At 36.5% G+C, this 26,207-nt stretch carries 17 protein-coding genes; 10 read left to right on the top strand and 7 right to left on the bottom strand.

The features are described from left to right. The first annotated feature begins 198 nt into the window (after positions 1–198). On the top strand, positions 199–3,957 hold the full coding sequence (locus DUZ96_RS03385; protein ID WP_258774303.1) for a T9SS type B sorting domain-containing protein: 3,759 nt from the start codon (positions 199–201) through the stop codon (positions 3,955–3,957). Positions 3,958–3,962: 5 nt separating this feature from the next. Here DUZ96_RS03385 and DUZ96_RS03380 read toward each other — a convergent pair whose 3' ends face one another. The 4 genes from DUZ96_RS03380 to DUZ96_RS03365 all read right to left on the bottom strand — a co-directional run bounded on the left by DUZ96_RS03380 (position 3,963) and on the right by DUZ96_RS03365 (position 12,012). Then, on the bottom strand, positions 3,963–4,271 hold the full coding sequence (locus DUZ96_RS03380) for an antibiotic biosynthesis monooxygenase (RefSeq protein WP_114300546.1): 309 nt from the start codon (positions 4,269–4,271) through the stop codon (positions 3,963–3,965). A gap of 2 nt (positions 4,272–4,273) precedes the next feature. Further along, positions 4,274–5,122 (bottom strand): SH3 domain-containing protein, encoded by an 849-nt coding sequence (locus DUZ96_RS03375; RefSeq protein WP_114300545.1) that lies wholly within the window; start codon positions 5,120–5,122, stop codon positions 4,274–4,276. 69 nt (positions 5,123–5,191) lie between these two features. Then, positions 5,192–10,762: an alpha-2-macroglobulin gene (locus tag DUZ96_RS03370; protein ID WP_114300544.1), complete on the bottom strand. Its 5,571-nt coding sequence runs from the start codon at positions 10,760–10,762 to the stop codon at positions 5,192–5,194. 179 nt (positions 10,763–10,941) lie between these two features. Beyond that, complete coding sequence (locus tag DUZ96_RS03365; RefSeq protein ID WP_114300543.1) at positions 10,942–12,012, bottom strand: isoaspartyl peptidase/L-asparaginase family protein; 1,071 nt, start codon at positions 12,010–12,012, stop codon at positions 10,942–10,944. A gap of 122 nt (positions 12,013–12,134) precedes the next feature. Here DUZ96_RS03365 and DUZ96_RS03360 point away from each other — a divergent pair, with 122 nt between their 5' ends. From DUZ96_RS03360 to DUZ96_RS03350, 3 genes are all read left to right on the top strand, one after another. After that, positions 12,135–13,688, top strand: coding sequence for an aldehyde dehydrogenase family protein (locus DUZ96_RS03360; RefSeq protein WP_114300542.1), 1,554 nt, complete (start codon positions 12,135–12,137; stop codon positions 13,686–13,688). Positions 13,689–13,831: 143 nt separating this feature from the next. Then, entirely contained in the window at positions 13,832–15,202 is a 1,371-nt protein-coding gene (locus DUZ96_RS03355) for a DUF1800 family protein (RefSeq protein WP_114300541.1), read from the top strand. A gap of 17 nt (positions 15,203–15,219) precedes the next feature. Continuing rightward, positions 15,220–16,413 (top strand): DUF1501 domain-containing protein, encoded by a 1,194-nt coding sequence (locus DUZ96_RS03350; protein WP_114300540.1) that lies wholly within the window; start codon positions 15,220–15,222, stop codon positions 16,411–16,413. 216 nt (positions 16,414–16,629) lie between these two features. On the opposite strand, the gene DUZ96_RS03345 is transcribed toward DUZ96_RS03350, so the two are convergent. Genes DUZ96_RS03345 through DUZ96_RS03335 form a run of 3 tightly spaced genes read right to left on the bottom strand, consistent with a single transcriptional unit; the run spans position 16,630 to position 19,404 of the window. After that, positions 16,630–17,763 (bottom strand): ATP-binding protein, encoded by a 1,134-nt coding sequence (locus DUZ96_RS03345; protein ID WP_114300539.1) that lies wholly within the window; start codon positions 17,761–17,763, stop codon positions 16,630–16,632. A gap of 20 nt (positions 17,764–17,783) precedes the next feature. Next, entirely contained in the window at positions 17,784–18,536 is a 753-nt protein-coding gene (locus DUZ96_RS03340) for an SDR family NAD(P)-dependent oxidoreductase (RefSeq protein ID WP_114300538.1), read from the bottom strand. Between the two features lie 4 nt (positions 18,537–18,540). Next, positions 18,541–19,404: an aldo/keto reductase family oxidoreductase gene (locus DUZ96_RS03335; protein ID WP_114300555.1), complete on the bottom strand. Its 864-nt coding sequence runs from the start codon at positions 19,402–19,404 to the stop codon at positions 18,541–18,543. Positions 19,405–19,601: 197 nt separating this feature from the next. Between DUZ96_RS03335 and DUZ96_RS03330 the strand changes: the two genes are divergently transcribed. From DUZ96_RS03330 to DUZ96_RS03305, 6 genes are all read left to right on the top strand, one after another. Next, positions 19,602–20,603: a MoxR family ATPase gene (locus DUZ96_RS03330; protein ID WP_114300537.1), complete on the top strand. Its 1,002-nt coding sequence runs from the start codon at positions 19,602–19,604 to the stop codon at positions 20,601–20,603. Between the two features lie 97 nt (positions 20,604–20,700). Next, positions 20,701–21,567, top strand: a complete 867-nt coding sequence (locus DUZ96_RS03325; RefSeq protein WP_114300536.1) for a DUF58 domain-containing protein — start codon at positions 20,701–20,703, stop codon at positions 21,565–21,567. Positions 21,568–21,574: 7 nt separating this feature from the next. Further along, positions 21,575–23,269 (top strand): BatD family protein, encoded by a 1,695-nt coding sequence (locus DUZ96_RS03320; RefSeq protein ID WP_114300535.1) that lies wholly within the window; start codon positions 21,575–21,577, stop codon positions 23,267–23,269. Continuing rightward, the gene (locus DUZ96_RS03315) at positions 23,269–24,273 is read left to right on the top strand and encodes a VWA domain-containing protein (RefSeq protein ID WP_114300534.1); all 1,005 of its coding nucleotides are present in this window, start codon (positions 23,269–23,271) and stop codon (positions 24,271–24,273) included. The genes DUZ96_RS03320 and DUZ96_RS03315 overlap by 1 nt, the downstream gene beginning before the upstream one ends. Beyond that, positions 24,266–25,303, top strand: coding sequence for a VWA domain-containing protein (locus tag DUZ96_RS03310; RefSeq protein WP_114300533.1), 1,038 nt, complete (start codon positions 24,266–24,268; stop codon positions 25,301–25,303). Before DUZ96_RS03315 ends, DUZ96_RS03310 begins: the two co-directional genes overlap by 8 nt. 60 nt (positions 25,304–25,363) lie before the next feature. Continuing rightward, positions 25,364–26,188 carry an aerotolerance regulator BatC gene (locus DUZ96_RS03305; RefSeq protein ID WP_114300532.1) on the top strand — a complete coding sequence of 275 codons (825 nt, stop codon included), beginning with the start codon at positions 25,364–25,366 and terminating at the stop codon, positions 26,186–26,188. The last annotated feature ends 19 nt before the right edge of the window (positions 26,189–26,207 follow it).

Genomic DNA, 26,207 nt, shown 5'->3' with positions numbered 1-26,207 from the left:
ACCTGCGATGGCGCATTGGTGGACCAGCCATTGGCGACACCTGGCGGTTTGTTCACGTTCAATCCTGCACCAACGGATGGTGCTACCATAGATCCTGTGACCGGAACGGTGACGGGTGGTACCTCTGGCAGTACCTACACTATAGAATATACGACCACGGGAGCCTGTCCTTCAACAGGAGTCCAGACCTTCACCTCATTGGCTATTGACGACCCGTCTTTTGCTATGGATGCTACCTGCGATGGCGGAACGGCAATAAACGTTGCGGAGCCCGGTGGGACCTTTGGCTTCAGCCCGTCACCGACGGACACTGCAATCATAGATCCGAATACGGGCGAGGTCAGCCTGGCCACACCGGGTGCGAGCTATACGGTTGTGTATACGACAAGTGGCATATGCCCGTCGAGCAGCACTGAGGTCCTTACGGTACTTATGCTTGACGACCCTTCGTTTACCCTTGGCCCGACTTGTGACGGCGCGGTTGCGACGGTCACGGGAGATACGGGAGGAACGTTTTCGTTCAGTCCGGACCCGGGTGACGGAGCGCTACTGGACACGTCAACGGGAGCGATAACCAACGGAACTTCTGGAAGCACCTATACATTGGAATATACCACGAGCGGAGATTGTCCGCAGTCATCGACGCAGACGGTAACGGTTACCGAGGAAGACGATGCGAGCTTTACGGTTGTACCGACCTGTGACGGTGGTACGGCGTTACCGGGAGCTACAACCACTGCAGGCGGGACATATACGTTCGATGTGCCTCCGACGGACGGCGCGTCGATCGACCCGATTACGGGAGAAGTAACCGGCGGTACGCCGAGTACGACCTATACGGTCACATATGGCACTATAGGCGTATGTGCAACATCTGAAACGGTTACCTTTACCTCATTGGCCATAGACGACGCTTCTTTCACGGTGGACCCGACCTGTGACGGGGGTACGGCAACGATAACCGGGGCAACGGGAGGTACTTTTGCATTTGACTTGCTACCTACGGACGGTGCGTCGATAGACCCGGCTACGGGAGAAGTAACCGGCGGTACGCCCGGAGAAACCTATAGCATAGAATACACGACAAGCGGCATTTGCCCGAGCAGCAGTATCGTAACGTTTACGGCCAACCCGTTGCCGACTGTAGTGACCCCAACGGCACTGGAGGTTTGCGATGACGGCACTCCGGACGGTCAGACGTCCATTGACCTTGGCCTCAAAGACGGGGAGATCACGGGCAACGATCCGGGCTACGCGGTGAGCTATCACTTTGACCTTGCGGATGCCCAGACGGGAGCCAACGCACTTCCGGTCCCTTACGACAACATATCCAACCCCCAGACGGTCCACGTCCGGGTTGAGGACACTTCTACGGGCTGTTACGACACGACGACCCTCGAGCTTGTGGTGGAGCAGGCGCCCGTAACCTTTGACCCTGAGCCTTTGCGCTACTGCGACCCCGACAACGACGGCTTCGGCTTCTTTACGCTTACGGATGCCGATGTCGAGATCACGGGAGGTGCACTGGGTCTAACGGTAACCTACCACGAGACACCTGAGAATGCTGAAAGCGGTTCGGATGCCATAGATACCTTGTTAGACTATGGCAATATCACGGCCGACATGCAGACGCTCTACGCGAGGGTTGAGAGCGCTACGATAGCAACGGACTGCTATACCATAGAGGAGCTCGAGCTAATAGTGGAGCCTACGCCACAGCTTTTAGAGCCCGAAGCCTTGGAGGAGTGCGACGATATTTCGGCGGATGGCCTTGCGCAGTTCGACCTGACGTCTGTTGAGGCAGAGGTACTGGTAGCTGGCCAGGACCCGATGGACTACGTATTCAGTTATTACGATGACGAAACGGATGCCAACGGCGCTGTCAATGCGATAGCGGTACCTACGGCCTATACGAACACTTTGGCTTTCAGCCAGACCATATGGGTACGCGTGGACGACCCCAATACGGTGGCGGGCTGTTACAAGCTCACGGAGCTGGAGCTCATGGTAAATCCGTTGCCGTTGCTTACCGCGCCATCGCCGTTGGAGCTTTGCGACGACAACGACCCGGGTGACGAGCAGGAGGCCTTCAACTTGGAGGGAGCCAGTGCGGAGATACTGAACGGCCAGGGCGGCATTACGCTGACCTACCACCAGACGCAGATGGATGCCGATAGTGGCAGTAGCCCTATAACAGGCCCTTATGCGAACATGTCGAATCCTCAGACGATCTTTGTTAGGGGCGAGAACGTATTTGGCTGTGTTGCGTTTACGACCGTTACGATCCGCGTGCTTCCTATCCCGACGCCTACGCCGAGCGATCAGATTCCGTCGATTGAGCTTTGCGACGAGACGGTGATCAACGACGGTCTTGAGGTCTTCGACCTTACGGAGAACGAGATATTGATATTGAACGGGGAGGCCGGCGTTACGCCGACCTACCATACGACGCTGGAGGATGCTGGCGCAGGCACCAATGCTATAGCGGACCCTGCCAACTATACGAATGAGGGTACGGGAGTCACGGAGACGATCTACGTGAGGGTAACGAACGACGTTACGGGCTGTTTCACGGTAGTGAACTTTGGCATAAGGGTAAATCCGTTGCCGGAAGTGGTAGTGGTGACCGACTTTATACTTTGCGAGCTCAATACCGACGGTTTTGGAGCGTTCGACCTTGAGAGCAAGGACGGAGAGGTGCTTGGCGGTCAGGACCCGTTGCAGTTTGCGGTGAGCTACCATACGAGCCTTGCGGATGCTGAGGCAAGTGCAAATGCGATTTTGAGCCCTTATACGAATACGAGCAACCCCCAGGAGATATTTGTTACGATAACCGATACGTCGACGGGTTGCACGATCTCTAGCCAGCGCTTCGATATCGAGGTACAGGAGTCTGCACAGGCGAACCCGGATATGGATGCGATCCTTTACGAGGAGTGCGACGACAACATGGAGGTAGACGGGAACCCGGCCAACGACAGTTTGCAGTTTGACCTTTCGACCCAGGACGCGCAGGTTCTGGACGGCCAGGACCCTACGGGCTATACGGTTACGTACTTTGCCACCGAGGCGGATGCGAACCTTAACGTCAGCCCGCTTCCTGTGCTCTACCAGAACATAGCGAACCCCCAGACGATCTATGCGAGAGTTGACAATACAAGTACGATCTGTTTTGCGGTGGCGCCACTGACTTTACAGGTTAACCCGTTGCCGGCCTTTGATCTTGACCCGAGCTATATCCTTTGCGTGAACACTAACGGTTCTGAGGCCTTTGACCCATTGGTTCTTGATACCGGCCTGTCTGCTTCGAACTACGGATTTGAGTGGAGCCTTAACGGTACGGTCATAGCGGGCGCTACTGGGCCTAGCCTAATGCCGCAACAGGGAGGCAGCTACAGCGTAACGGTCACGGACACGAGCACTTCTACGGTAACCAGTTGTAGTACTACAGACACTACGGATGTGGTGGAGAGCGAGCCTCCGGTACTGGTAGTCGATGTTGTAACACAAGCTTTTGCGGAAAACCACGTTATAGAGGCAACGGCCGGCGGTCCCGGCGATTACGAGTATAGCCTTGACGGTGGCCCTTGGCAGGACAGCGGCACGTTCGTGAACGTATCGCCTGGCGGGCACGAGGTGACGGCCAGGGACAAGAACGGTTGCGGTAGCGTTACCGAGCCTGTGTTTGTTATCGATTACCCGCTGTACTTTACGCCCAACGGCGACGGCAACCACGATACGTGGAACATCGTCGGGATTGGCAGTACGGCAAAAATTTATATATTTGACCGCTACGGCAAGCTTCTGAAGCAGATCAGCCCTACGGGATCCGGATGGGACGGGACCTACAACGGGAACAGCATGCCGAGTAGCGATTACTGGTTCACCGTAGAGTACGACGAGCCGATAACAAACCAAAGGAAGGAACTGAAAGCCCATTTTACATTAAAGAGGTAAGAACTTTATTTATTAAAATCATATTCCCTTTCAACTCTACATATCCTAACATTATACCAACTGTACCACTTCTCCTTTCCAAATTTTTGGGCAAATTGATGTTCTGAATTTAACTTCCAATTTTTAATATCCTCTAAACTCTCCCAATAACTTACTGTAATACCTACTTCGTTTCTTGCACTATCAATTCCAAGAAATCCCTTTTGTGATTTTGCTAAGGATTCTATTTTTTTGGCCATTTCATAATAACCTTCGATGCTGTCGTTGTGCGTAGAAGTAAATATTACAGCAAAATATGGTTTAAATTTGTTCATTGTTAACAACCCATTGGGATTCTAAATTCAATGACTTTTTCTATTATATTATCTTCAGAATCCGTAATTAATATCTTTAAAAATATTCTACTTGTAGAAACAGAAATTGGATAATCTTTAATTGATTTAGCATCTTTTAAATGTTTAACCCAGTCTGAACCACAATAGTCCAAAATTTCTTGTTTTAACTCTTCCATAGAAACATTAATAAACTTTGTCCAGTCTTCTTCATTGTATTTCAAGGTCTTATATGTGCCTCGATTAATTTGTTCAATTGGTTCCCAGTTAGAATAATAATGTTTCCATTCGGTAAGATCGCAATGTGGTCCTTCATTGGTAATTGAAATACTGTTTTCAAATTGCTGAAAGATACTTACTCTTTTGTAATTTTTATTCTTAAGCAACAGAGTTTTACCTTCAGGAGAATCTCCAAGTTCTACATCTACTGACACCGTATCTGCGTCAAAAAAAGACTTCACTTTAAACTCATCCGTGCTTTTCAAGTCTTTTATTTTAATACTTAATCCTTTAAAATCTGCTTCAATGCTTTTAGTCAATTCTTTAGCTAAATAACCATCAAAGACATAACCATATTTAGTCCTAGTTTTAATTTTCACCCAATTTCCTGATACAGTTTTGCCGTTGTCTAGAATAACTAGTTTTTCACCTGTATTTTCGGAAATTTCAATGGATTCTCCGTACTTAAGTTGACCAATTTTTTCTGAGTTCACATCTGGTTTTTCTCTAATTGATAATCCATTGTCCGCAATAACATAAGCTTGCTCTTGTGCATTTAAAAGTGAAACATTAACAAGTAATACAAGTGCTAAAATTTGTTTAAAAAAGTTCATAATTTCTAATTTTTATGTTGAACATTATTAGCGGTTTTGTTCTGGATTTATTTAGTTTATGAAATTTGTTTATTTATCAATTGTAACCCATTGACCTTTATTTCTAACGAGATAATCATTATCATACATGGCTTCAGCTTGCGTCCCTGGTAAGTAGTAGCGACCGAGATAAGAGGCGTTTAACATTATACTAAATGTCATGGTGCCATATTTACCTTTTCGATCCATGTCAAAGTAAAAATTCACTCTATCATCTTTTATGTCTGTGTATCTTGCCTGGCTAACCGTTGTATTGCCAAAGTCTGTAAATCTTGTATTAACGATATCCCAACCAGAAGGAAATATTTGTGTTAATGCAACATCCTTTACTTTGCTACTTGTTTGATTTGTTATGCTAATTGTAGCAACAAAATCTTGACCTTGCTGAAGTTTTCTAACATCAATTTTATTTCCGTTTAAATCTTTATAAACCGTTGAAATTGAAAAACCACGTTGTTCAGCAATTTCTTCTCCAAGTTTTAATTTGCCAGAGTTAATAATCCTTGCATATATAACATTTTCCTTAGTGTTATTTATGCTAATACGGTTTTCGCCATCTACAATTGGTATATTTCGTTGTGCAACACCACTTTTGGCAGATATAGTTTCTGATTTACCATTGATTGTATAGGAAAGATTAAATTCTTTACCACCATTTTCCTTTATCATTTTACCCATGGCTAATAAACTATATGACGTTGTTTGGGTACTCATCCAATCTTTACTAGAAAGTGATTTTGCAATTTGTTTGGCTATATCATTTTTTTTAGAATTGTCTGTCAATAACATAGCTTCTAATGCCATTGCTCTATTTCTGTGTACAGAACCATAAGTGTAATAATTGTCTTTACTACTTTCAAAGTCTATGTTTGCTTCATTAGAAATACTTTCACTAGCTTCCTTTTGACCAGCCAATGCATATGCAGCAGCCAAACGCCATTTAGCATCATTAGATAGGTCTTCAAATTCTCTCAGTCGATTCATCGACGCCAAGTCTGGACTACCTGCTAATGCTAAGGTATATAGTCGGTATGCTTGAGCTAAATCATTATTATACCTGTAACTTGGCCTCCAATTTCTAGATGCTTGTTTTTGATAGGCGATCCAATTACTTTTAAAAGTTAAGGGCAAAATGAATCCTTTGTTCTCTGCCTCAATCATAAAATGACCAGCATAACTTGTGCCCCAATCATTAGCAGAATTTTCGCCAATCCAGTAGCTCATTCCACCACTTGGTTGTTGAAATTGACCTAATCTTTTTATACCGTTTTCTATATTATTTTGAACTAGTCTTCTCTTTTGGTCTGTTAAGTCAAATATATCTGTTAGGTATAATTGAGGAAAAACACTAGATGTGGTCTGTTCTACACAGCCATGAGGATACCTAATGAGATAATTAAGACGCTTAGTAAAATCCATTGGTGGTAGTGTAGAGAATTCTACTGTAGCTGAATTTGTTCCGGGAACACCAAAAGTTTCAAATTTAATTTCAGTTGTGCCAATACCTTTTAATTCTCTATCTACTAAACGGGATGTATATGGATTAGGGTTTACTACATCAATTTCTACTTTATAAGTTGATTTTTCACCATTACCCGAAGCAATAACTTCTATAGTATTAATCCCTTTGGCTTTAGTAACATCTAGCTCAAAATAGGTCATCTTTTCATCAGGCTTAGCGAAATTCAATGTTTGGGTTTTATTACCTATTATAGTTAAGCCATCACTTAATTTTAGCTGAAGGTTTACAGTTTTAACTTTACTTTCCATTGCAAAAACAGTAACTGGAAGGGTAACTTTTTCGCCAGGACTTAATTTACGAGGAAGGTTTGCCAATACCATTAATGGCTTTTTAACTTTCACAGATTTTTCTGCACTACCATAAGCTTCTGAATTATTATTACCGGCAATTACCATTGCACGTACAGAACCTACATAATTTGGCATTTTGAGTTTATGTATTTTGGTTTTTCCTGCATCCAATAAAAAAGGACCTAAATAAGTAACTACAGGCTTAAAACGATTTGCTTTTTTGTTTTTGCCTTTTGTAGCGCTACCATCACCTCCTATGGCAAACACTTGATCAATACTCCCAGAATATGCTCCAATAACATCATCAAAAATATCCCAAGTTTTAACCCCTAATGCCTCTCTAGAATAAAAACTATTCCAAGCATTAGGTGTTTTAAATCTAGTTAAATCAAGTAAGCCATCTTCTACCACAGCAATAGTATATGTCATGGCCTTGTTGTTTTTTTCAGAAACCTTTATCTCATAATTTTGTTCAGGTTTAATAACATTTGGCATGTTGATTTGAGGCTCTAATCTTGTTTCTGGATTTTCAACTATCATCGGGATTACGCCATATAGCCTAATAGGTAAGTCGTTAGAAGTAATAGCATGTGGTTGTAATAAAGAAATATTCACAAAAATATTAGGTGCCATTTCAGATGTTACCGGAATATCAATTGTGGTTTCACCTGGTTTTGTTTCTACCCATTGATGACTAATAACTTTTGTTCCATTTTCAATACTTATAAGTGCTCTACCCTCTGAACCAGAAGGAAAAGTAAGCTTTGCAATTTCACCAACATTGTAGTTCTTTTTGTCTGTTGAGAAGACCAACATTTTGGCAGCTTCTTTATCTGTTGAAGGAGAATTAGACCACCAGTTTTTATAAAAATATGCTGTTCTACCAGTTGCATGACCACTTGCAGGATCTAATATCCTTATAAGATATCTCCCTCTTTCATTTTCAGGGATTTTAAGTTTGAAACTGCCCTTACCTTTATCATCAGTACTAATTTTAAACTCTTGAACAGGTCTATGGTAACTACTTGAAACATAACTTGATAAATTATCATAAGAAGAATTCCACCACCATCTCCATTCTATTTTATAAACCTTAACTTCAAGATTGTTTCTAGATATTCCCATTCCGTCAGCACTTACTGTTGCAACGTCAAAGGTGTGGTTTTCATCAGTAAAATAGGAGCCGTAATAATTACCTTTTGGAGATTTTAAACCAACAAAAGTTTCATAAGGCGCATATGGAATAGTAAATGCATCAAGAGAAAAATCACCACCATTTTCAAATGCTCTAACCAAAAATTGTGCATTTAACATGCCGGGCGCATTATTGCCAAGATTCAATTCTGTATCAATAGAAGCATTTCCTTCACTATCCAAATTACCTTCAAAAATATTAGACTCTTCAGTATTGAAATTTCGTGTTGGGTCATTGAATATAAAATTATTGAATCCTTTAAAAGCTGTGTTGGCACTGGTGAACTTGCCTTTAATTTCAGCTTTTATATTTTTTGCTGGTGCGCCATGTAACCACGTTACATTCAACGTACCGTTTAATGGGTCTTCTTTTGATAAAATGTCATTCTCAAAGTCAACCTTTATTTTTAATCGATTAGGTTTAACAGTTTCAATTTTCAATACTTTGGAAAATGATGCGCCTCCAACTGAAATTTTTGCATTGTAGTTACCGGTTTTATAATCTGATGAGGTTGGCACCTTGAAATCGTAGAAATTATTGAGATTATCTTTTGACACTTTTCTGTAAACGAGTTTACCAACAGGGTCAGTTATCTCCAATTTTATAGGATGCCTTTGAGGTAATTTATTAGCCTTATCATTTAATATAAATGTTAGGAAAAGACTATCTCCTGGCCTCCAAACACCACGTTCTCCATATATGTATCCTTTTAAGCCACGCTGTAATTTATTTCCAGAGACATCAAATTTGCTTAGTGATAGTGAATTACCATCAAAAAGTTTGATATAACTTGTGCTATTTCCTTTTGTTATAACAGCAAATGAGGCACGTTTTTTTGCTTCTATTTTCGTAATACCTTCACTGTTAGTTTGACCCTCAACTAATTTTTGCTGTTGATAGTTATAAAGGGTAATATTTGCATTTAAAACAGGGTTCGTATTTAAAATATTGGTTACAGCAAAGAAGTAATTATTATCATTCCCTTGTTTGGCAATTACACCTAAGTCAGACCCAATAAGGTTTAAGGCAATAGAACGATTTTGATAATTAAAGTAAGAATCCGTACAAGGATTTTCCCTGTCTCGCCATCTATAATTAGAATTTCTGTAATTATAGTTTAGGTTATCCCAGTATTGCTCTTCAAGCAATTCCTCTTCTTCTGGTGTTAACTCTTGTGAGGTATAAACGTCCTCTTCATAATAGTCGTCATAGTAATCGTCCTCATCAATTTCTGTTGTTTCTGAACTTGAAGTACAATCGTATAAAGAATAACTGCGTTTAAAGCTGAGCTCAACTCTATAAATAGCACCAGGGTCTGTTTGAAAATAGTTTGCTAGATCAAGGCTATAAGCCTTCCATTTTCCTGTGTTCTGTGCTTCATCTTGAATAAGTGTGATTGTTTCTTTGGCAATTCTACGACCAACTTGTTTTATAGAGTTTTCATAGTTGCTATTCATATTATTTTCTTGAAGAAATTGCAGTACATTATCTTCAAAAATCTTTATAACCCTTACATCAATTTTACTTAGATTAACAGCTTCAAAATTTATTTTTAAATCTTTGGAGTTCGGTAAAATGGAACCATTACTAATAAGCCTTACTTGCGGTTTGAGTTCTTCAAAAGTTAATTGCCCTGAAAATGGATTCTTTAATTTAAAATCATCTGTATTTTTTATACCAGTAAATACATCAACTTGAATGTCGCCAACTAATTTTGTATTGGGATATACTTTTAAAACGTTACCATTTACAACATACTTCGGGTTTTGGACACCTTGAATGTTTACTAATCCAGCAAAATTTTGTTGTCGTTTTAAAGGATCAGAAAAGTTAATTGACAAATATTGTTCAGGATTTTGAACAACTTCGGTTTCAACTACCGTAAAATTGTTTTTACCCGGAATGAGAATAGTGTTTTCACCTTTGTTCTCAGCTTTAATTGCTTTACCATTCCATGAAACTGAAAGCTCACTGTCTTCAACGTTACGCTTAATGCTGTCAATCCTAAATTCAAAATATTTTGAGTACTCATCAATTTCATTCCAAATTAGTTTTAACTCATTTTTACTTTGAGAAACCTTTACCAAAGTTTTAGCATCATTTAATGAAATAACATCGGCAGACCTTAATTGACCTAGAATGTATTGCCATTCTTTACTATAAGATTGAAGGTTATTGGTAATTATATTGAAACTTGGTGTTATGGTTTTGAATTGAAAGGTATAGTCTTGAAACTCTTTTGGAATAGTATTATAAATCTTGGCAAGTTTTACCTTGACTGTATACTCTGTTGATTGTTCTAATGGTTCATCTGGTGTAAATATTATTGTATGATTATTTAAAGCTTGAAGTTTTCCTTGTACATAAGGTTGAAGTTCAATTAAATCAGGGTCTATATCTTCATTTGTTTTCCATCCAGCAACAGCTTCGGTTAGGCTTATTTTAACCGGTTCAATAACACTAACTAAACCTGATGTAGTATAACTTATGTAATCCCTAAACTTAAATATATTATCGGTTTCTACGGGCTTTTTTTTGCACGAAATTGCTAGAGTCAAGAGGACTGCAAAAGCGAAATACTTTTTGATCTGCATAGGGTTGATGGATTTAGAATGAAACTTCGACTTAAAAAGAAAGGTAGGTACTTTCTTGTTAATTAAGTACGCCTTGTTTTGAGCTTTTAGATTTTAAGCCGTTGTTAAATTGTTCTTAAAGTTAATTAACCCTTTACCTTAATCAAAGGAGATTTATTGAGTGAAATAATAATAATTGGCTATTCATTTTTATAAATACCAATAGAAAGTTCACCTTTATCATTCATTTGAGCTCGGTACATACCTGCAGTATTAAATTCTGCCACCATATTTCCGTTTTTGTCAAGAGCAACAATTCCTCCATCACCACCAAGATTTTTAACTTTATCTAATACAATTTTCGCCGCCTCTTGGAGACTAAGACCTTTATAATCCATTAATGCAGAAATATCATGTGCGACCTGTGCTCGAATAAAGTATTCTCCCCAACCAGTACTAGATACACCACAGGTTGCATTATTAGCGTAAGTTCCAGAACCTATAATTGGCGCATCTCCAATTCTACCATAGCGTTTGTTTGTCATTCCTCCAGTTGAAGTGCCTGCAGCAATATTTCCATTTTTGTCTAGTGCCACACATCCAACTGTACCAAATTTAGAATTCTTTATGTCCTCATCATAAAAATTAATAAACGCAGATTCCATATCTATATTTTCTTCTTTTTTGGCTTGCTTTTCTTTCACGCTATTAAGCCCATTAAATCGTCTTTCTGTATAGAAATATTCAGGTTCAACAATAGTTAATCCTTGTTCTTTGGCAAATATCTCTGCGCCTTTGCCAGAAAGCATCACATGATCTGATTTTTCCATCACAGCTCTTGCTAGGTTTATAGGATTCCTGACAGATGTAGTACCGGCAGATGCGCCTGCATTTAAGTTGCTACCATCCATAATAGAGGCATCCAATTCGTTGGTTTCGGCATTTGTAAAAACAGCGCCTTTACCTGCATTAAATAAAGGAGAGTCTTCCATAACATTAATTGTTTTTTCTACAGCATCTAAACTACTGCCTCCATTTTTAAGAATGTTGTGGCCAACTCGAATTGCCTTTTCTAGTATGGTCTTATATTCAGCTTCTCGTTCAGGTGTCATGTTCTTTTTCAAAATTGTGCCAGCACCTCCATGAATAATAATGGCAAATTCTGCCTTTTCACTTTTATTTACAAGTGAAAGATTACTAATATTTATTGATTCGTTGTTACAATTAAAAAAAGCAATTAGTGTAAGGAAATAAAGAATATATTTTTTCATGTTTTGAATTGTTTTTTCTAGTGCAATAAAGTTACATTTTTAAGTGGTTTGCTTCAAGTAAAACTGACAATTTATTAGTAACTTCGCGTTAAAATTTAATAATTCACAAAAACTAAGTCAATATGGAAGCAGTTGCTACCAATTTCGGAATAAATGATGCTTTAAAACAATTAGGGGTTAAAGCCATAAATGAAGGAACTTCAACAGGGTCGAACAATTTCTCAAATGGTTCATTAATCGAGTCCTATTCTCCAGTGGATGGTGCATTAATTGCTTCTGTAAAATCAACAACAAAAGAGGATTATGAGAAGGCCATGACTTCAGCCACAAAAGCTTTTAAATCTTGGCGATTAATGCCTGCACCACAGCGTGGTGAAATTGTACGACAGTTTGGTGACAAACTTAGAGAAAAAAAGAAGGCTTTAGGTAAGCTTGTATCTTATGAAATGGGTAAATCTTACCAAGAAGGATTAGGTGAAGTACAGGAGATGATTGACATCTGTGATTTTGCCGTTGGATTGTCTAGACAGTTGCACGGGCTTACAATGCATTCAGAAAGACCTGGTCATAGAATGTATGAGCAATATCATCCATTAGGTATTGTTGGGATAATTTCTGCGTTTAATTTCCCAGTAGCTGTATGGTCATGGAATACAGCACTAGCATGGATCTGTGGCGATGTTTGTATTTGGAAACCAAGTGAAAAAACACCAATTTGTGGTATAGCCTGCCAAAATATAATAGCTGAAGTTTTAAAGGACAATGATTTGCCTGAAGGTATCTCTTGTTTAATCAATGGAGACTATAAGGTAGGTGAAATGATGACTAAAGATATACGCGTACCTTTAGTTTCTGCAACGGGTTCAACTCGAATGGGTAAAATGGTTGCAAAGGAAGTTGCTGGTAGATTAGGGAAATCATTATTAGAATTAGGAGGGAATAATGCTATCATTGTAACTCCAGATGCAGATATTAAGATGACTGTTATTGGTGCTGTTTTTGGTGCTGTTGGTACTTGTGGTCAACGCTGTACAAGTACTCGGCGCTTAATTATTCATAAATCTATTTATGAACAGGTAAAGAATGCAGTTGTAGATGCATATAAACAATTACGAATTGGCAATCCTTTAGATGAAAATAATCATGTTGGACCTTTGATTGACACTGATGCGGTAGAGATGTATAAACACGCTTTAGAAAAGGTGGTTGACGAAGGTGGAAAAGTTGTTGTTGAAGGAGGCGTTTTATCGGGTGAAGGTTATGAATCTGGATGTTATGTAAAACCTGCAATTGCAGAAGCTCAAAATGATTTTGAAATTGTTCAACATGAAACATTTGCACCTGTTTTATATCTATTAAAATATACTGGTGATGTTGAAAACGCTATTGGTATTCAAAATGGTGTTGCTCAGGGATTATCATCGGCAATTATGACCAATAATTTGAGAGAGGCTGAGCGTTTTTTGTCACATTCTGGGTCTGACTGCGGTATAGCTAATGTAAATATTGGTACTTCTGGCGCTGAAATTGGCGGAGCTTTTGGAGGAGAAAAGGAAACTGGTGGTGGGCGAGAGTCTGGCTCTGACGCTTGGAAGATCTACATGAGAAGACAGACTAATACAATAAACTATACCACAGAGCTGCCGCTTGCTCAAGGTATTAAGTTTGATTTATAGTTTTTCCTACAAAAATTAAGTTACGAAGTCACATCCTTGGATGTGACTTTTTTATTGATAATTTCTCTTAAATATAAAGGCAACAGAGTGTTCTGTTAATTTTTGTATTTTAAACTATTGATATATTAATTGGTCATATTAATATGAAACAAAGACACGTACTTCATTTATATTGGCGAGCAGGTTTTGGTTTAAAACCTAAAGAACTGCTTGGACTGTCTGAGCTAAGTAAGAAAAATGTAGTTGATAATTTGTTTAAAGAATCACAATCCGTAGTCCCATTATCAAAAGACCTCTCATATTTAAAATCTTATCCACAAAGTGTATTGAAGAATAACAAGGAAAAGCGGAAGGAACTTTTAAATAAGAATAGAAAAGAAACAAGGATATTAAATACAATTTGGCTGAAGCGATTAGAAACAACACCTAGGGTATTAAGGGAGCGCATGACACTGTTTTGGGCCAATCATTTTGTATGTAAGGACTTAGCAACTAATCACATTGTAAAATATAATACCACATTAAGGACACATGCATTGGGCAATTTTGGGGATTTTGTAAAAGCAATTTCCAAGGAGGCATCAATGATTAAGTTTTTAAACTTAAATCAAAATAAAAAAGATAGTCCAAATGAAAATTTTGCAAGGGAACTTTTAGAGCTATTCACTCTTGGTGAAGGGAATTATACTGAAAAGGATATTAAAGAGTGTGCAAGAGCATTTACAGGATACCATTACAAATATGACGGGGGTTTCAGATATATAAGGGTAAGGCATGACAATGGGATAAAGAAATTTTTTGGAGAAGAAGGTAGATTTAATGGGGATGATATTATTGATATTATATTAACTCAAAAGCAATGTGCAAGACATATATGCGAAAAAATCTATGGTTACTTTGTTAATTCTGACATTAACCAGAATCATGTTAATAAAATGGTTGATGTTTTTTATGGCAACTATAATATCGAAAAACTTATGCGCTACGTTTTTATGTCAGATTGGTTTTATGATGATGTAAATATTGGGACAAAGATAAAGTCACCAATTGACCTCATTATTGGAATTCAGCGCACGGTTCCTGTATATTTTACTAAAACCAACGAACTCTTTAGACTGCAGAATTTATTAGATCAGTTTTTATTATTTCCGCCAAATGTTGCAGGATGGAAAGGTGGTAAGTATTGGATAACAACAAATAGTTTAATGTTGCGTATTAAATTACCTTCTATGATTTTAAAAAAAGAAAGTTATACCTACCAATATAGAGGCAATCTTAAAAACTTGAGAATAGTTTCTGTTAAGAATAAATATCAAGAAAAATTAACTGTATATGTTGATTGGAAGAGCTATAGAGAGAGTGTAAAAAAATTATCATTGAACACTCTTAAAGACACATTAATATTATGCGATATAAATCGAGGTACAGAACGCTATATTTCCAGTTTCGGTAAACGACCAAGCAAAAAGAACTTAGTGAAATTAATGTCACTGCCTGAGTATCAAATGTGCTAGGCATAAACGAGATTAAGATGAAGAGAAGAAAATTTATTAAAAACAGTGCGTTAGCAACGACCATGGCTTTTGTTCCTAGCTTTTTAAAAGCGTTTGAAGGTGCGTTTCCAAATAAGTTTGGTCATAAAAATTTGGTTATAATACATCTTATGGGCGGAAATGATGGTCTAAACACTATTGTTCCAATAAACAATGATATTTACTATAATGCTCGTCCAAAAATCGCAATAAAAAAAAGTGACACCATTAAATTAAATTATGAAATAGGCTTTCATAAGAGTTTAGCCCCTTTAAAAAGATTATATGACGACGGATATTTGAGTATTATTAACAATGTTGGATATCCAAACCCGAGCCGTTCTCATTTTACTTCAACTGATATTTGGCATACTGCAAGTGATCACGAAAATATATTAGAGACAGGTTGGATAGGTAGATATTTAGATAATTATGGAAGAAAGCCTCATAATGCTATTCAAATTGATGATAATTTAGCATTAGCCTTAAGAGGAGAAAGATTAAACGGTATTGCGACAAAGCAAGCCAAGCAACTTTATAGATCATTGCAAGAATCTAACTTCAATTCTATTTTATCTCATTATGATAATAGCCATTTAACAGAACATAATCTTGGATATCTGTATAAAACAATGATAGATGCAAAATCGTCTGCGAGATACTTATATGAAAAGACATTAGATTCAAAACTTTCTGAGAGTTATCCAAAAAAATCAAGTCTGGCTTCTCAGTTAAAAGTAGTTGGACAATTTATAAATTCTGGTATTGATACTAGTGTATATTACACCACATTAAACGGCTTTGATACACATGCTTTTCAGAACAATAAGCATGAGAATTTACTCAAGGTGTACGCAGAAGCTGTCGATGCTTTTGTTAAGGACTTAAAGCGGAACAACACTTTTAAAGATACTCTTATACTTACATTTTCTGAATTTGGAAGACGTGTAGAACAAAATTATAGTGATGGTACAGACCATGGCGCAGCAAACAATATTTTTGTAATTGGTGAAAATCTAAAACGTGCGGGTTTTTATAATCAATTAGCCAATTTAAAGGATTTGGATGATAATGGAGATTTAAAATATGAAATTGACTTTAGAGAAGTTTATGCTACAATTTTGAATAATTGGTTGGAGGTTGATGATAGAAGAATACTTAATAAAGTATTTAGCAAATTAAACTTTATATAGGTAAAAGAAAAAACCTTGCATCAAAAAGATTTTCATCCAATTATCACAAGGTTTATATAAATTGATTAATAGCAAGGCAAAGATGCACTTAAATTTTATGTTTCAATAAAAATTATGATGAATGGCCAAAAAAAATGTATAACGTGTAATTTTATTGTTCAGTCAATCGACAAGATGCGGAAAAGACAGTTAAAACTGAAACTTTCAACGATTAAATCAACTATACCTTACTTTTCTTAAAATTCTAATGGTCTCTTTATAGGATTTATAGAGTGTGTCACTATACTTTTTAATATATGGTTTTGCAAACTCCAACTTAGGTAATGCATCTTCAAAACCGTTTAAGTAGCAAATAAGATAACTTGCCGCTAAGTTTTCAAGATCTATAATCTCATGATTTCCCAAAACCAATCCCTTTTCTAGTTTTTCTAAAATTGTATTGTTGGTATTATATATATGATGAAGAACTTTCCTGTTGAATTGAGGTGGTTCAAAAATGAGATTGGCATTTATAGTGTAATTGGCATGGTTATCAAAACTAATAGTTGTTTCTTCTAGCTGATAATATTTAAACGAATTTTGAAGACCAAGTCTAACATATTCTACGATAGTGAATGAGTGGTTGTCAAAAGTTATTGAGACTTCATCAAGTGCTGAATAAAATAAACGTACTTGTTCATTAATCAATTCAATATCTACTCTAGAAAAAAACACTTCTTCTTTAACTTGTTTTTTATCGCCAGACCAACACAAAACAAAGTACTCTTTAAAAACCTTGTACTGCGGTTCAAAATCTTTTCTTTTGTTCAAAAAATCAAAAACACCATTTAAAGTTAATTCAATATTATTTTGGGCATGATTTTCAATAGCAGAAACAATCTTTGAGTTTACATCCTTTATTTCAATATCAAATACTTTAGGCATGCTCATGCTTCCATCTCTAAAAAATACGGAGCCACCATAATACTTCCAGATATTTTTTCTAAGCGATGTAATTTGGTCAATTGGCCTGATTGTAACTAACCCAACTACCTTATCATCTGGTAGATGTGGAAAAGGAATATTTTCGTATTGAACAATAGGTGGATTATCAAGATAAGCGTTAATTAAATTCTGAATTTTACTGTCATCAAAAAAATCAGTACCAATAATTTTATTGTCCTCATCTTTTACCCCAATTACAATGTAAGAGTTGTTTTTTGGATTGCTGTTGGAAAGTGCACAGATATGTTTTAAAAATTTTGCCTTACCCTCTTTATAACTAATATCAACCTTTCTTTTTTTGTCGTAAAAACTATTCTCATCGTTATGAGCGAGAAGGTTTTTTATTAAAAGGCGTTTATTAATCATAAGGGTTTATTGTATGCCAATTATTGAGTTTTTTTCAACGTTACAGAATTTGCCTGAGCTGTCGGGAAAACTAGTACATCAGCAAGATTTACATGAGCCGGCCTAGTAACAGCAAAATGAATTATTTCTGCAATATCATCTGCTTGTAAAGCTTTGTAACCTTTGTAAACGTTATCAGCTTGAGATCCGCCTTTAAATCTAACTTGTGAAAACTCTGTTTCAACCAAACCTGGATTAATGGCACTTACTTTAATTCCAAATGGATTAAGATCAATTCGCATACCTTCAGTTATTGCTAACACTGCGTGTTTACTGGCACAGTACACATTACCTTTAGGATAGACTTCTTTCCCAGCTGAGGATCCAATATTAATAATGTGGCCAGATTGGCGCTCAGTCATCCTAGGTATTATTGCTTTGCTTACATACAGTAATCCTTTAACATTTATATCCATCATGGCATCCCAATCGTCAAGATTCCCTGTTTGTATTGGATCAAGACCATGTGCATTTCCCGCATTATTTATTAAGATGTCAACGGTTTTAAAATCGTCAGGTAAAGAAGAAATAGCTTCAAGCGTTTTTTCTCTACTTCGTACATCGAAATTTAATGTGTGTACATCAGTTTCTCTTGAAAGCACCTTTTGAACACTATCAAGTCTGTGCTGACGTCTACCACAAAGTATTAAATTTATTCCATGCTTTGCGAAGACATGTGCTGTCGCACGTCCAATTCCACTGGTGGCGCCTGTAATTAATGCTGTCTTTTTCATATTTTTATGGAACTTTATGCCCTTGACAGGCAACTAATATTAAAAACCAATCTTCTAATTCTAAGTTTATTTTCGTTGCTTCCATTGCTTGTTTAAGTCTGTCCTTATTGGTTGTACCAACAACTGGAATAATCCCGGCAGGATGTTTTAAGGTCCATGCCAATAAAAGTTGGTCTTCAGTAGCGTTATATTTATCTAGTAATTGACCAAGTTGTTTATGTATGCGTCTGGTTTGTTCATTATCCTCTCTAAACACCAAACCTAGAGGCGACCAGGCCATAGGTAGAATTCCGCAAGTTTTCATATAATCTAATGTTCCGTCAAGCATTGCAGAATGCTCAGTTAATGAAAACTCTATTTGGTTAACATCAATATCCATTCTTAGGCCAACCATATCCATTTGAGATGCCGAAAAATTTGAAACACCAAAGTCTTTAATTTTCCCATCTTTTTTAAGAATGGTAATTGCTTCTGCAATTTCTTCAGCATCCATTAGTGGGCTTGGTCTATGCAGAAGTAACAAATCCAAATATTCTGTATTTAAATTTTTTAAGGATTCTTCAATAGACCAAATAATATAATCTTTACTGTAGTTGTAATGCTTAACCTTATTGTTGCGGTTTTCACATACGTATTGAATTCCACACTTAGAAATTAACTGAATATCTTCACGGATAATTCCTGAACTTTTTAGTGCATTACCGAAGTCGGTTTCTGTAGTATAGGCACCATAGATATCAGCATGGTCAAATGTTGTAATGCCTTGAGAAATGCAATGTTGCATTAGTGCTTCCATTTCTTTTTTGGACATTTTCTTGCCCCAATTTCCCCAGGTCATTGTACCTGCAATTATTTTAGAATATTTCAATGGATATAAGATGTGTTTGTGAAACAATTTAATGTTGCATAAAAATAACGAAAACTTTACAATCCTTAAATCTGTGTTAAGCCTTTGTTTTACTAATATTTTTAACCAAATGTTAACAGAATCTAACAAATTATTTTAACACTTTGCAACTTCGAAAAACTTATTGTTTAATAGTTTCGATTTTAAACCCTTAAAACATGGAAGAAACGAGTACAATTGATATAAAATCAATTAATGAGAAGATTGAAAAAGAGAGTGCATTTGTAGATCTATTAACCTTTGAAATGAATAAGGTAATTGTAGGTCAAAAACATATGATAGAACGTTTGTTAATTGGGCTACTTGGTCAAGGACATATTTTACTTGAAGGTGTACCTGGATTGGCAAAAACATTGGCAATTAACACTCTATCTAAGGCAATAGACGCAAGCTTTAGTAGAATTCAGTTTACCCCAGACTTGTTACCTGCCGATGTTATTGGAACATTAATTTATAACATTAAGGAAAACGATTTTTCAATTAAGAAAGGACCAATTTTCGCAAATTTTGTTCTAGCAGATGAGATTAATAGAGCACCTGCAAAAGTACAATCGGCCTTATTAGAAGCAATGCAAGAGAAGCAGGTTACCATTGGCGATGAAACTTTTATTTTGGAGAAACCGTTTTTAGTAATGGCAACTCAAAACCCAGTTGAGCAAGAAGGAACATATCCTTTACCAGAAGCACAAGTTGACCGTTTTATGCTTAAAACGGTAATTGACTATCCAAAATTGGATGAAGAACAATTAATTGTTAGAGCTAATTTAAAAGGCACTTATGACAAAGTAAATCCAGTGGTTTCGCCAAAACAAATTTTAAGTGCACAAGAAGCAGTAAGAGGGGTATATATGGATGAGAAGATTGAAAAGTATATACTTGATATAATTTTTGCGACACGTTATCCAGAAAAATATAACCTAGAAGATTTAAAACCTCTAATTTCTTTTGGAGCATCACCGCGTGGTAGTATTAATTTAGCAACCGCATCTAAATGTTACGCATTTATAAAGCGTAGAGGTTATGTAATTCCTGAAGATGTTCGTGCTGTAGTTCATGACGTCTTACGTCATAGAATTGGTATTACGTATGAAGCTGAGGCAGAAAATGTTACTTCAGAAGATATCATCAATAAAATTGTAAACGAAATCGAAGTACCATAAATGAGTTCACAGTATTCAGTAAAAATGCATTGATATTGCAAATTATGAACTGAATTAAACTTACTGAAAACTGAGTCTGTAAACTGTAAACTGAGAAATGGATACTAAAGAACTTCTTAAAAAAGTACGAAAAATAGAGATTAAGACACGTCGTTTGTCTGATCATATATTTGGAGGTGAATATCATTCAACCTTTAAGGGAAGAGGTATGACTTTCTCTGAAGTACGACAGTATCAATTTGGGGATGATGTTAGAAATATTGATTGGAATGTCACAGCACGATATAATGAGCCTTTTGTAAAAGTATTTGAAGAAGAGCGTGAGCTTACTATGATGCTTATGGCAGATGTTTCTGCCAGTAAATTTTTCGGAACTAAAAATCAATTCAAGGACGAAATCGTTACGGAAATAGCAGCTACTCTTGCATTTTCAGCCACTCAAAATAATGACAAGATTGGCCTCATCTTATTTTCGGATGATATAGAATTGTATATACCACCAAAAAAAGGAAGGTCACATGTCTTAAGAATTATTCGTGAGTTAATTGAGTTTCATCCAAAAAGTAAAAACACCAATATTAGTCAGGCATTTAAGTTTTTATCTAATGTGATGAAAAAGAAAGCAATCGTATTTGTTTTGTCTGATTTTATCGCGGACGAATACAAGCACAATCTCAAAATATCAGCAGGTAAACACGATATTACTGGTATAAGAATATACGATAAACATGAGGAGACAATTCCTAATATAGGTATGGTACAGATGGAGGACGAAGAAACCGGAGAATTTCTATTAGTTAATACAGCCTCTAAAAAAGTGAGATCAAATTACGAGAAGTTTTATTTAGAAAAAGTCAATTACTTTAAAGATAGTTTTACAAAATCTGGAGCAGGTACAATTGACTGTAGAGTAGATGAGAGTTATGTAAAGAAACTCTTGGGATATTTTAAAAGAAGAGGATAAGTAAGCAATGAAATACAAGGTTTACATATTGAATTTTTCTAATTACAAGGCAAGACAATTGGTTTTGTCTGGATTAATGATTCTTTTTACTTCGTTTTCATTCGGACAAGTTTCTTCTAAAGTTGATACAACCCAGATTAGAATTGGTGAACAGATTAATTACAAAATTAATGTAGAAGCAGATTCTTCTGCTTTAGTTGTTTTTCCAGAAGGGCAGACATTTTTACCATTGGAGGCTGTTGAAGCATCAAATATTGATACAATAAAAAACAATGCCAAGATTTTGTTATCCAGAATATATAAACTCACTCAGTTTGATTCTGGCGTATACACAATTCCACGTCAAAAAATAATTATAGGAGACAAACCATTCTTCACCGATTCACTGAAAGTAATGGTTAATCCTATTGAAGTTGACACCACCAAACAAGGTTTGTATGATATTAAACCTATAATTGAAGTAGATAAGACTGGAGGTAATTGGTGGAAATATTTGTTAATCACTTTACTCCTAATCGGACTTGTTGCCTTCTTATTATATTGGTTTATTTGGCGTAAAAAGCCATTAACTGAAGAGGAAGAAATAGCACTTTTGCCACCCTACGATCGTGCCAAAATTGCAATAAGAAAGTTGGACCAAAGCCAGTTTTTATTAAAGTCAGAAATCAAAAAATATTATTCTGAGTTAACCCTCATTATACGTAAATATTTAGATGAAAAAGTTTACGATCGTGCGATGGAAAGCACAACTGACGAGCTTATATTGAGGCTTCAATTATTAAAAGATGGTAATCAAATCCCTTTAAAGAAGGATACGATTAATAATCTTCAATCTATTCTTAAACGAGCAGATTTAGTAAAATTTGCGAAGTCTAAACCAGATACTGCATTAGCAGAAATGGATAGAGATATTATCGATAAGGAAATAGACAACGTTAAAGCAAGCTTACCAGAACCATCTGAGGAAGAAAAACTTTTAGACAAACAATACAAAGAAGCTCAGGAGCGTAAGAAGAAACGTAGAAAAGTTATACTTACTGTTGCCATATCCTTGTTTTTAATAATTGCAACGATTGTTGGTTTTGGAATTAAATATGGATTTGGATATGTAAAAGACACGATTATCGGACATGAAAGTAAAGAACTTTTAGAAGGTAATTGGGTAGAAAGTGCTTATGGTTTTCCACCGGTTTGGATTGAAACACCTAGAGTTTTAAAACGTGTTGATTCTCCATTACCCGAGGAAGCCAAGGAACAAATGAGTATGACCACATTTGTCTATGGAACGATGTTAGATATTTTCAGCGTCGCAATTAATACCACAACATTAAACGTTCCAAAGCAAAAACCTCAAACAAAAGAAACAGAAAACCCAACATTTGATTTATTTAAAGTATCGGAAGAAAGTATTAAAGGATTCGAATCAAAAGGGGCAAGAGATATTTTAGTTAAGCGAGATCAGTTTATAACTCCAAACGCCGCAGAAGGACTAAAAACGTTTGGGACATTTAACATTGTTATTCCTAACACTAACAATGTTGTTAATGCAGAATATGCACTTTTTAGTTTTTCAAATGAAAATGTCTTACAACAAATAATTATAACATGGCCTGATAATGATGATTATGCAGATGAAATGGTACAACGAATTATCGATTCTATTGAGCTAAAACCGGATGAACCTGAAGAAGAAGACAACTAATGTTTGAGAATATTGAATTTTTAAATAAAGAACTTTTCTGGATGCTGTTGCTAATCCCAATAGCACTAGTTTGGTATGTCTTTAAGCACAATAAACAGACGGCTGAATTAAAAATATCTAGTACAAGTGGATTTAAAACGGTATCATCTTTTTGGCCAAAATTTAAACATTTACTTTTTGTATTTCGTTTGATAGCACTTGGTTTATTAATTACTGCTTTAGCAAGACCTAGAACTGTTGATGTCTCAACGAGAACTAAAACTACAAGAGGTATTGATATTGTTATGGCAATAGATGTATCTGCAAGTATGTTGGCAAAAGATTTAAGACCTAATAGATTAGAAGCCTTAAAACAAGTAGCATCGGATTTTATTGATGGTAGACCAAATGATAGAATTGGTTTAGTCGAATATGCTGGAGAAGCATATACAAAAACACCTATTACAAGTGACAAGTCTATTGTTCAAAGATCATTGCGAGATATTAAGTATAATACCATTATTGAAGGTGGGACAGCGATCGGTATGGGTTTGGCAACTTCTGTTAACAGACTTAAGGACAGTAGAGCAAAAAGCAAAGTTATTATTTTATTGACAGATGGTGTCAACAACTCTGGTTTTATAGATCCCAAAATAGCAAGTGAATTAGCTGTTGAATATGGTATTAAGGTATACACTATTGGTTTAGGAACTAACGGGATGGCATTATCACCAATATCCATTAACCCTAATGGTTCTTTTAGGTATGGAAGACAACAAGTAGAAATTGATGAAGACTTGCTAAGGGAAATCGCGGATGTTACAGGTGGAAAATATTTTAGGGCAACTAATAATAAAAAACTGGCTGAAATTTATAATGAAATCAATAAGCTAGAAAAAACCGAAATAGAAGAAAAGAAGTATTATAATTACGAGGAAAAATATAGGCCTTTAGTACTTCTTGCCGGATTATTATTGTTATTAGAACTAATTCTTAGAAACACAATATTTAGAAGCTTTGTTTAGACTAGATGAGAAAATATGGTTTTGGACATTACTGGTAATTCCAGTGATCATTTTGTTGTTTGCAATGTTGCAGATCTGGAGACGATCAGCTCAAAAAAGATTTGCAGACAGCCACCTGCTTAAAAGGCTAAGTCCAAATCAATCTTTGTTCAAGGGAATTTTAAAACTATTGGTATTGAGCGGTGCATTTGGGTGTTTGTCATTAGCGTTGGTTAATCCTAAGATTGGTACAAAACTAGAGACAGTAAGAAGCCAAGGTGTTGATATTGTATTTGCAGTTGACGTTTCAAAAAGTATGCTAGCAGAAGATATTGCACCAAACCGTTTAGAGAAATCTAAACAATTAGTAACTCAGATTATTAATAGCTTGGCAAGTGATCGTGTTGGAATTATTGCTTACGCCGGTAAAGCCTTTCCCCAATTGCCAATCACAACGGATTATGCATCGGCAAAAATGTTTCTCCAAAACATGAATACAGATATGCTTTCCTCTCAAGGAACAGCAATTCATGAAGCAATTCAGTTAGCAAAAACGTATTACGATGATGAAGAACAAACCAATAGGATATTAATAATAATATCAGATGGTGAAGATCATGAAGGAGAGGCCGTATATATTGCTGAAGAAGCTAATGATGAAGGGATTAGAATTCTTACAATTGGTGTGGGTGATGCAAAAGGAGGTCCAATCCCAATTAAAAGAAATGGTGTAGTATTAAATTATAAAAAAGATCAAAATGGTGAAACGGTGATTACCAGATTAGATGAAACGACGCTAAGGGAAATTGCCGAAGAAACCAACGGTTTATATATTAATGGAAGTAATACTTCGGAAGTTGTAGATTCTATAAAGGATCTATTGGACAAAATGGATAAGAAGGAATTTGAATCAAAACAAATTGCAGATTTTAAAGATCAGTTTCAATGGTTCTTAGGTCTTAGTATCCTTTTGTTTTTTATTGACATATTCCTTTTAGAAAGGAAAACAGAATGGTTAAAGAAATTAAATCTTTTCAATGAAAATTTTTAATTATTCTTTAACGCACACAATTAAAAGGGTTTGCTAAATTTAAAGTAAGAATCAGTAAAAATGAAGTTTAGTTTAACAATTATAGTATCATTAATAACCTTTATGGGTTTTTGTCAGGAAAAGACAAAAGCGCAAATAGAGGCAGAAAAGAATGCTACTAATTTAGTTTACAAAGGAAACGAGTTGCTTGGTGAGGACAATTATGTTGAAGCAGAAATGGAGTATAGAAAAGCAATATCTGAATCGCCAAACAAGGCGGCTGGTGCATATAATTTGGCACATTCTTATTATAAAAAAGGAAGCTTTAATGAAGCATTATTTAGAAGCCAAGAAGCGGCTAATAATGCAAAGACAAAAGACGAAAAACATAGAGCATTTCATAATATTGGGAATATATTAATGCAAAATGGACAGTGCAAAGATGCTGTTGAAGCTTTTAAAAATGCACTACGTAATAATCCTACAGATGAAGAAACCAGATATAACTTCGCTTTAGCCAAGGAATGCGCAGAGCAGCAAAAAGATGGTGGCGGAGAAGATAATAAAGAGGATAAGGATAAGGAACAAGAAAAGGATAAAGAAGAGGAAGAAAAGAAGCAAGACGAGAATAAAGAAAATCAAGACAATAAGGACGAAGGCGATAAGGATAAAAAGGATGGTGATAAAGAAGAAGATGAAAACGGAAAACCGAAAGATGATAAGCAAGATGATGGAAAAGATGATAAGGACAAAAACCAAAAACCAAAACCAAAGCCTGGACAAATGTCACCTCAGCAGATAAAAAATATTTTAGAGGCGATGCAAAACCAAGAGCAAAAAGTACAACAAAAAATAAATGCAGAAAAGCAAAAAGGAGCAAAAGTAAAAACCGAAAAAGACTGGTAAAAGAAGCGAGTTTAAAGCT

Origin of the sequence: Winogradskyella sp. KYW1333 (assembly GCF_003335675.1) — a bacterium.
GTDB lineage: Bacteria > Bacteroidota > Bacteroidia > Flavobacteriales > Flavobacteriaceae > Winogradskyella.
This window is presented reverse-complemented; position numbering and strand designations above follow the sequence as displayed.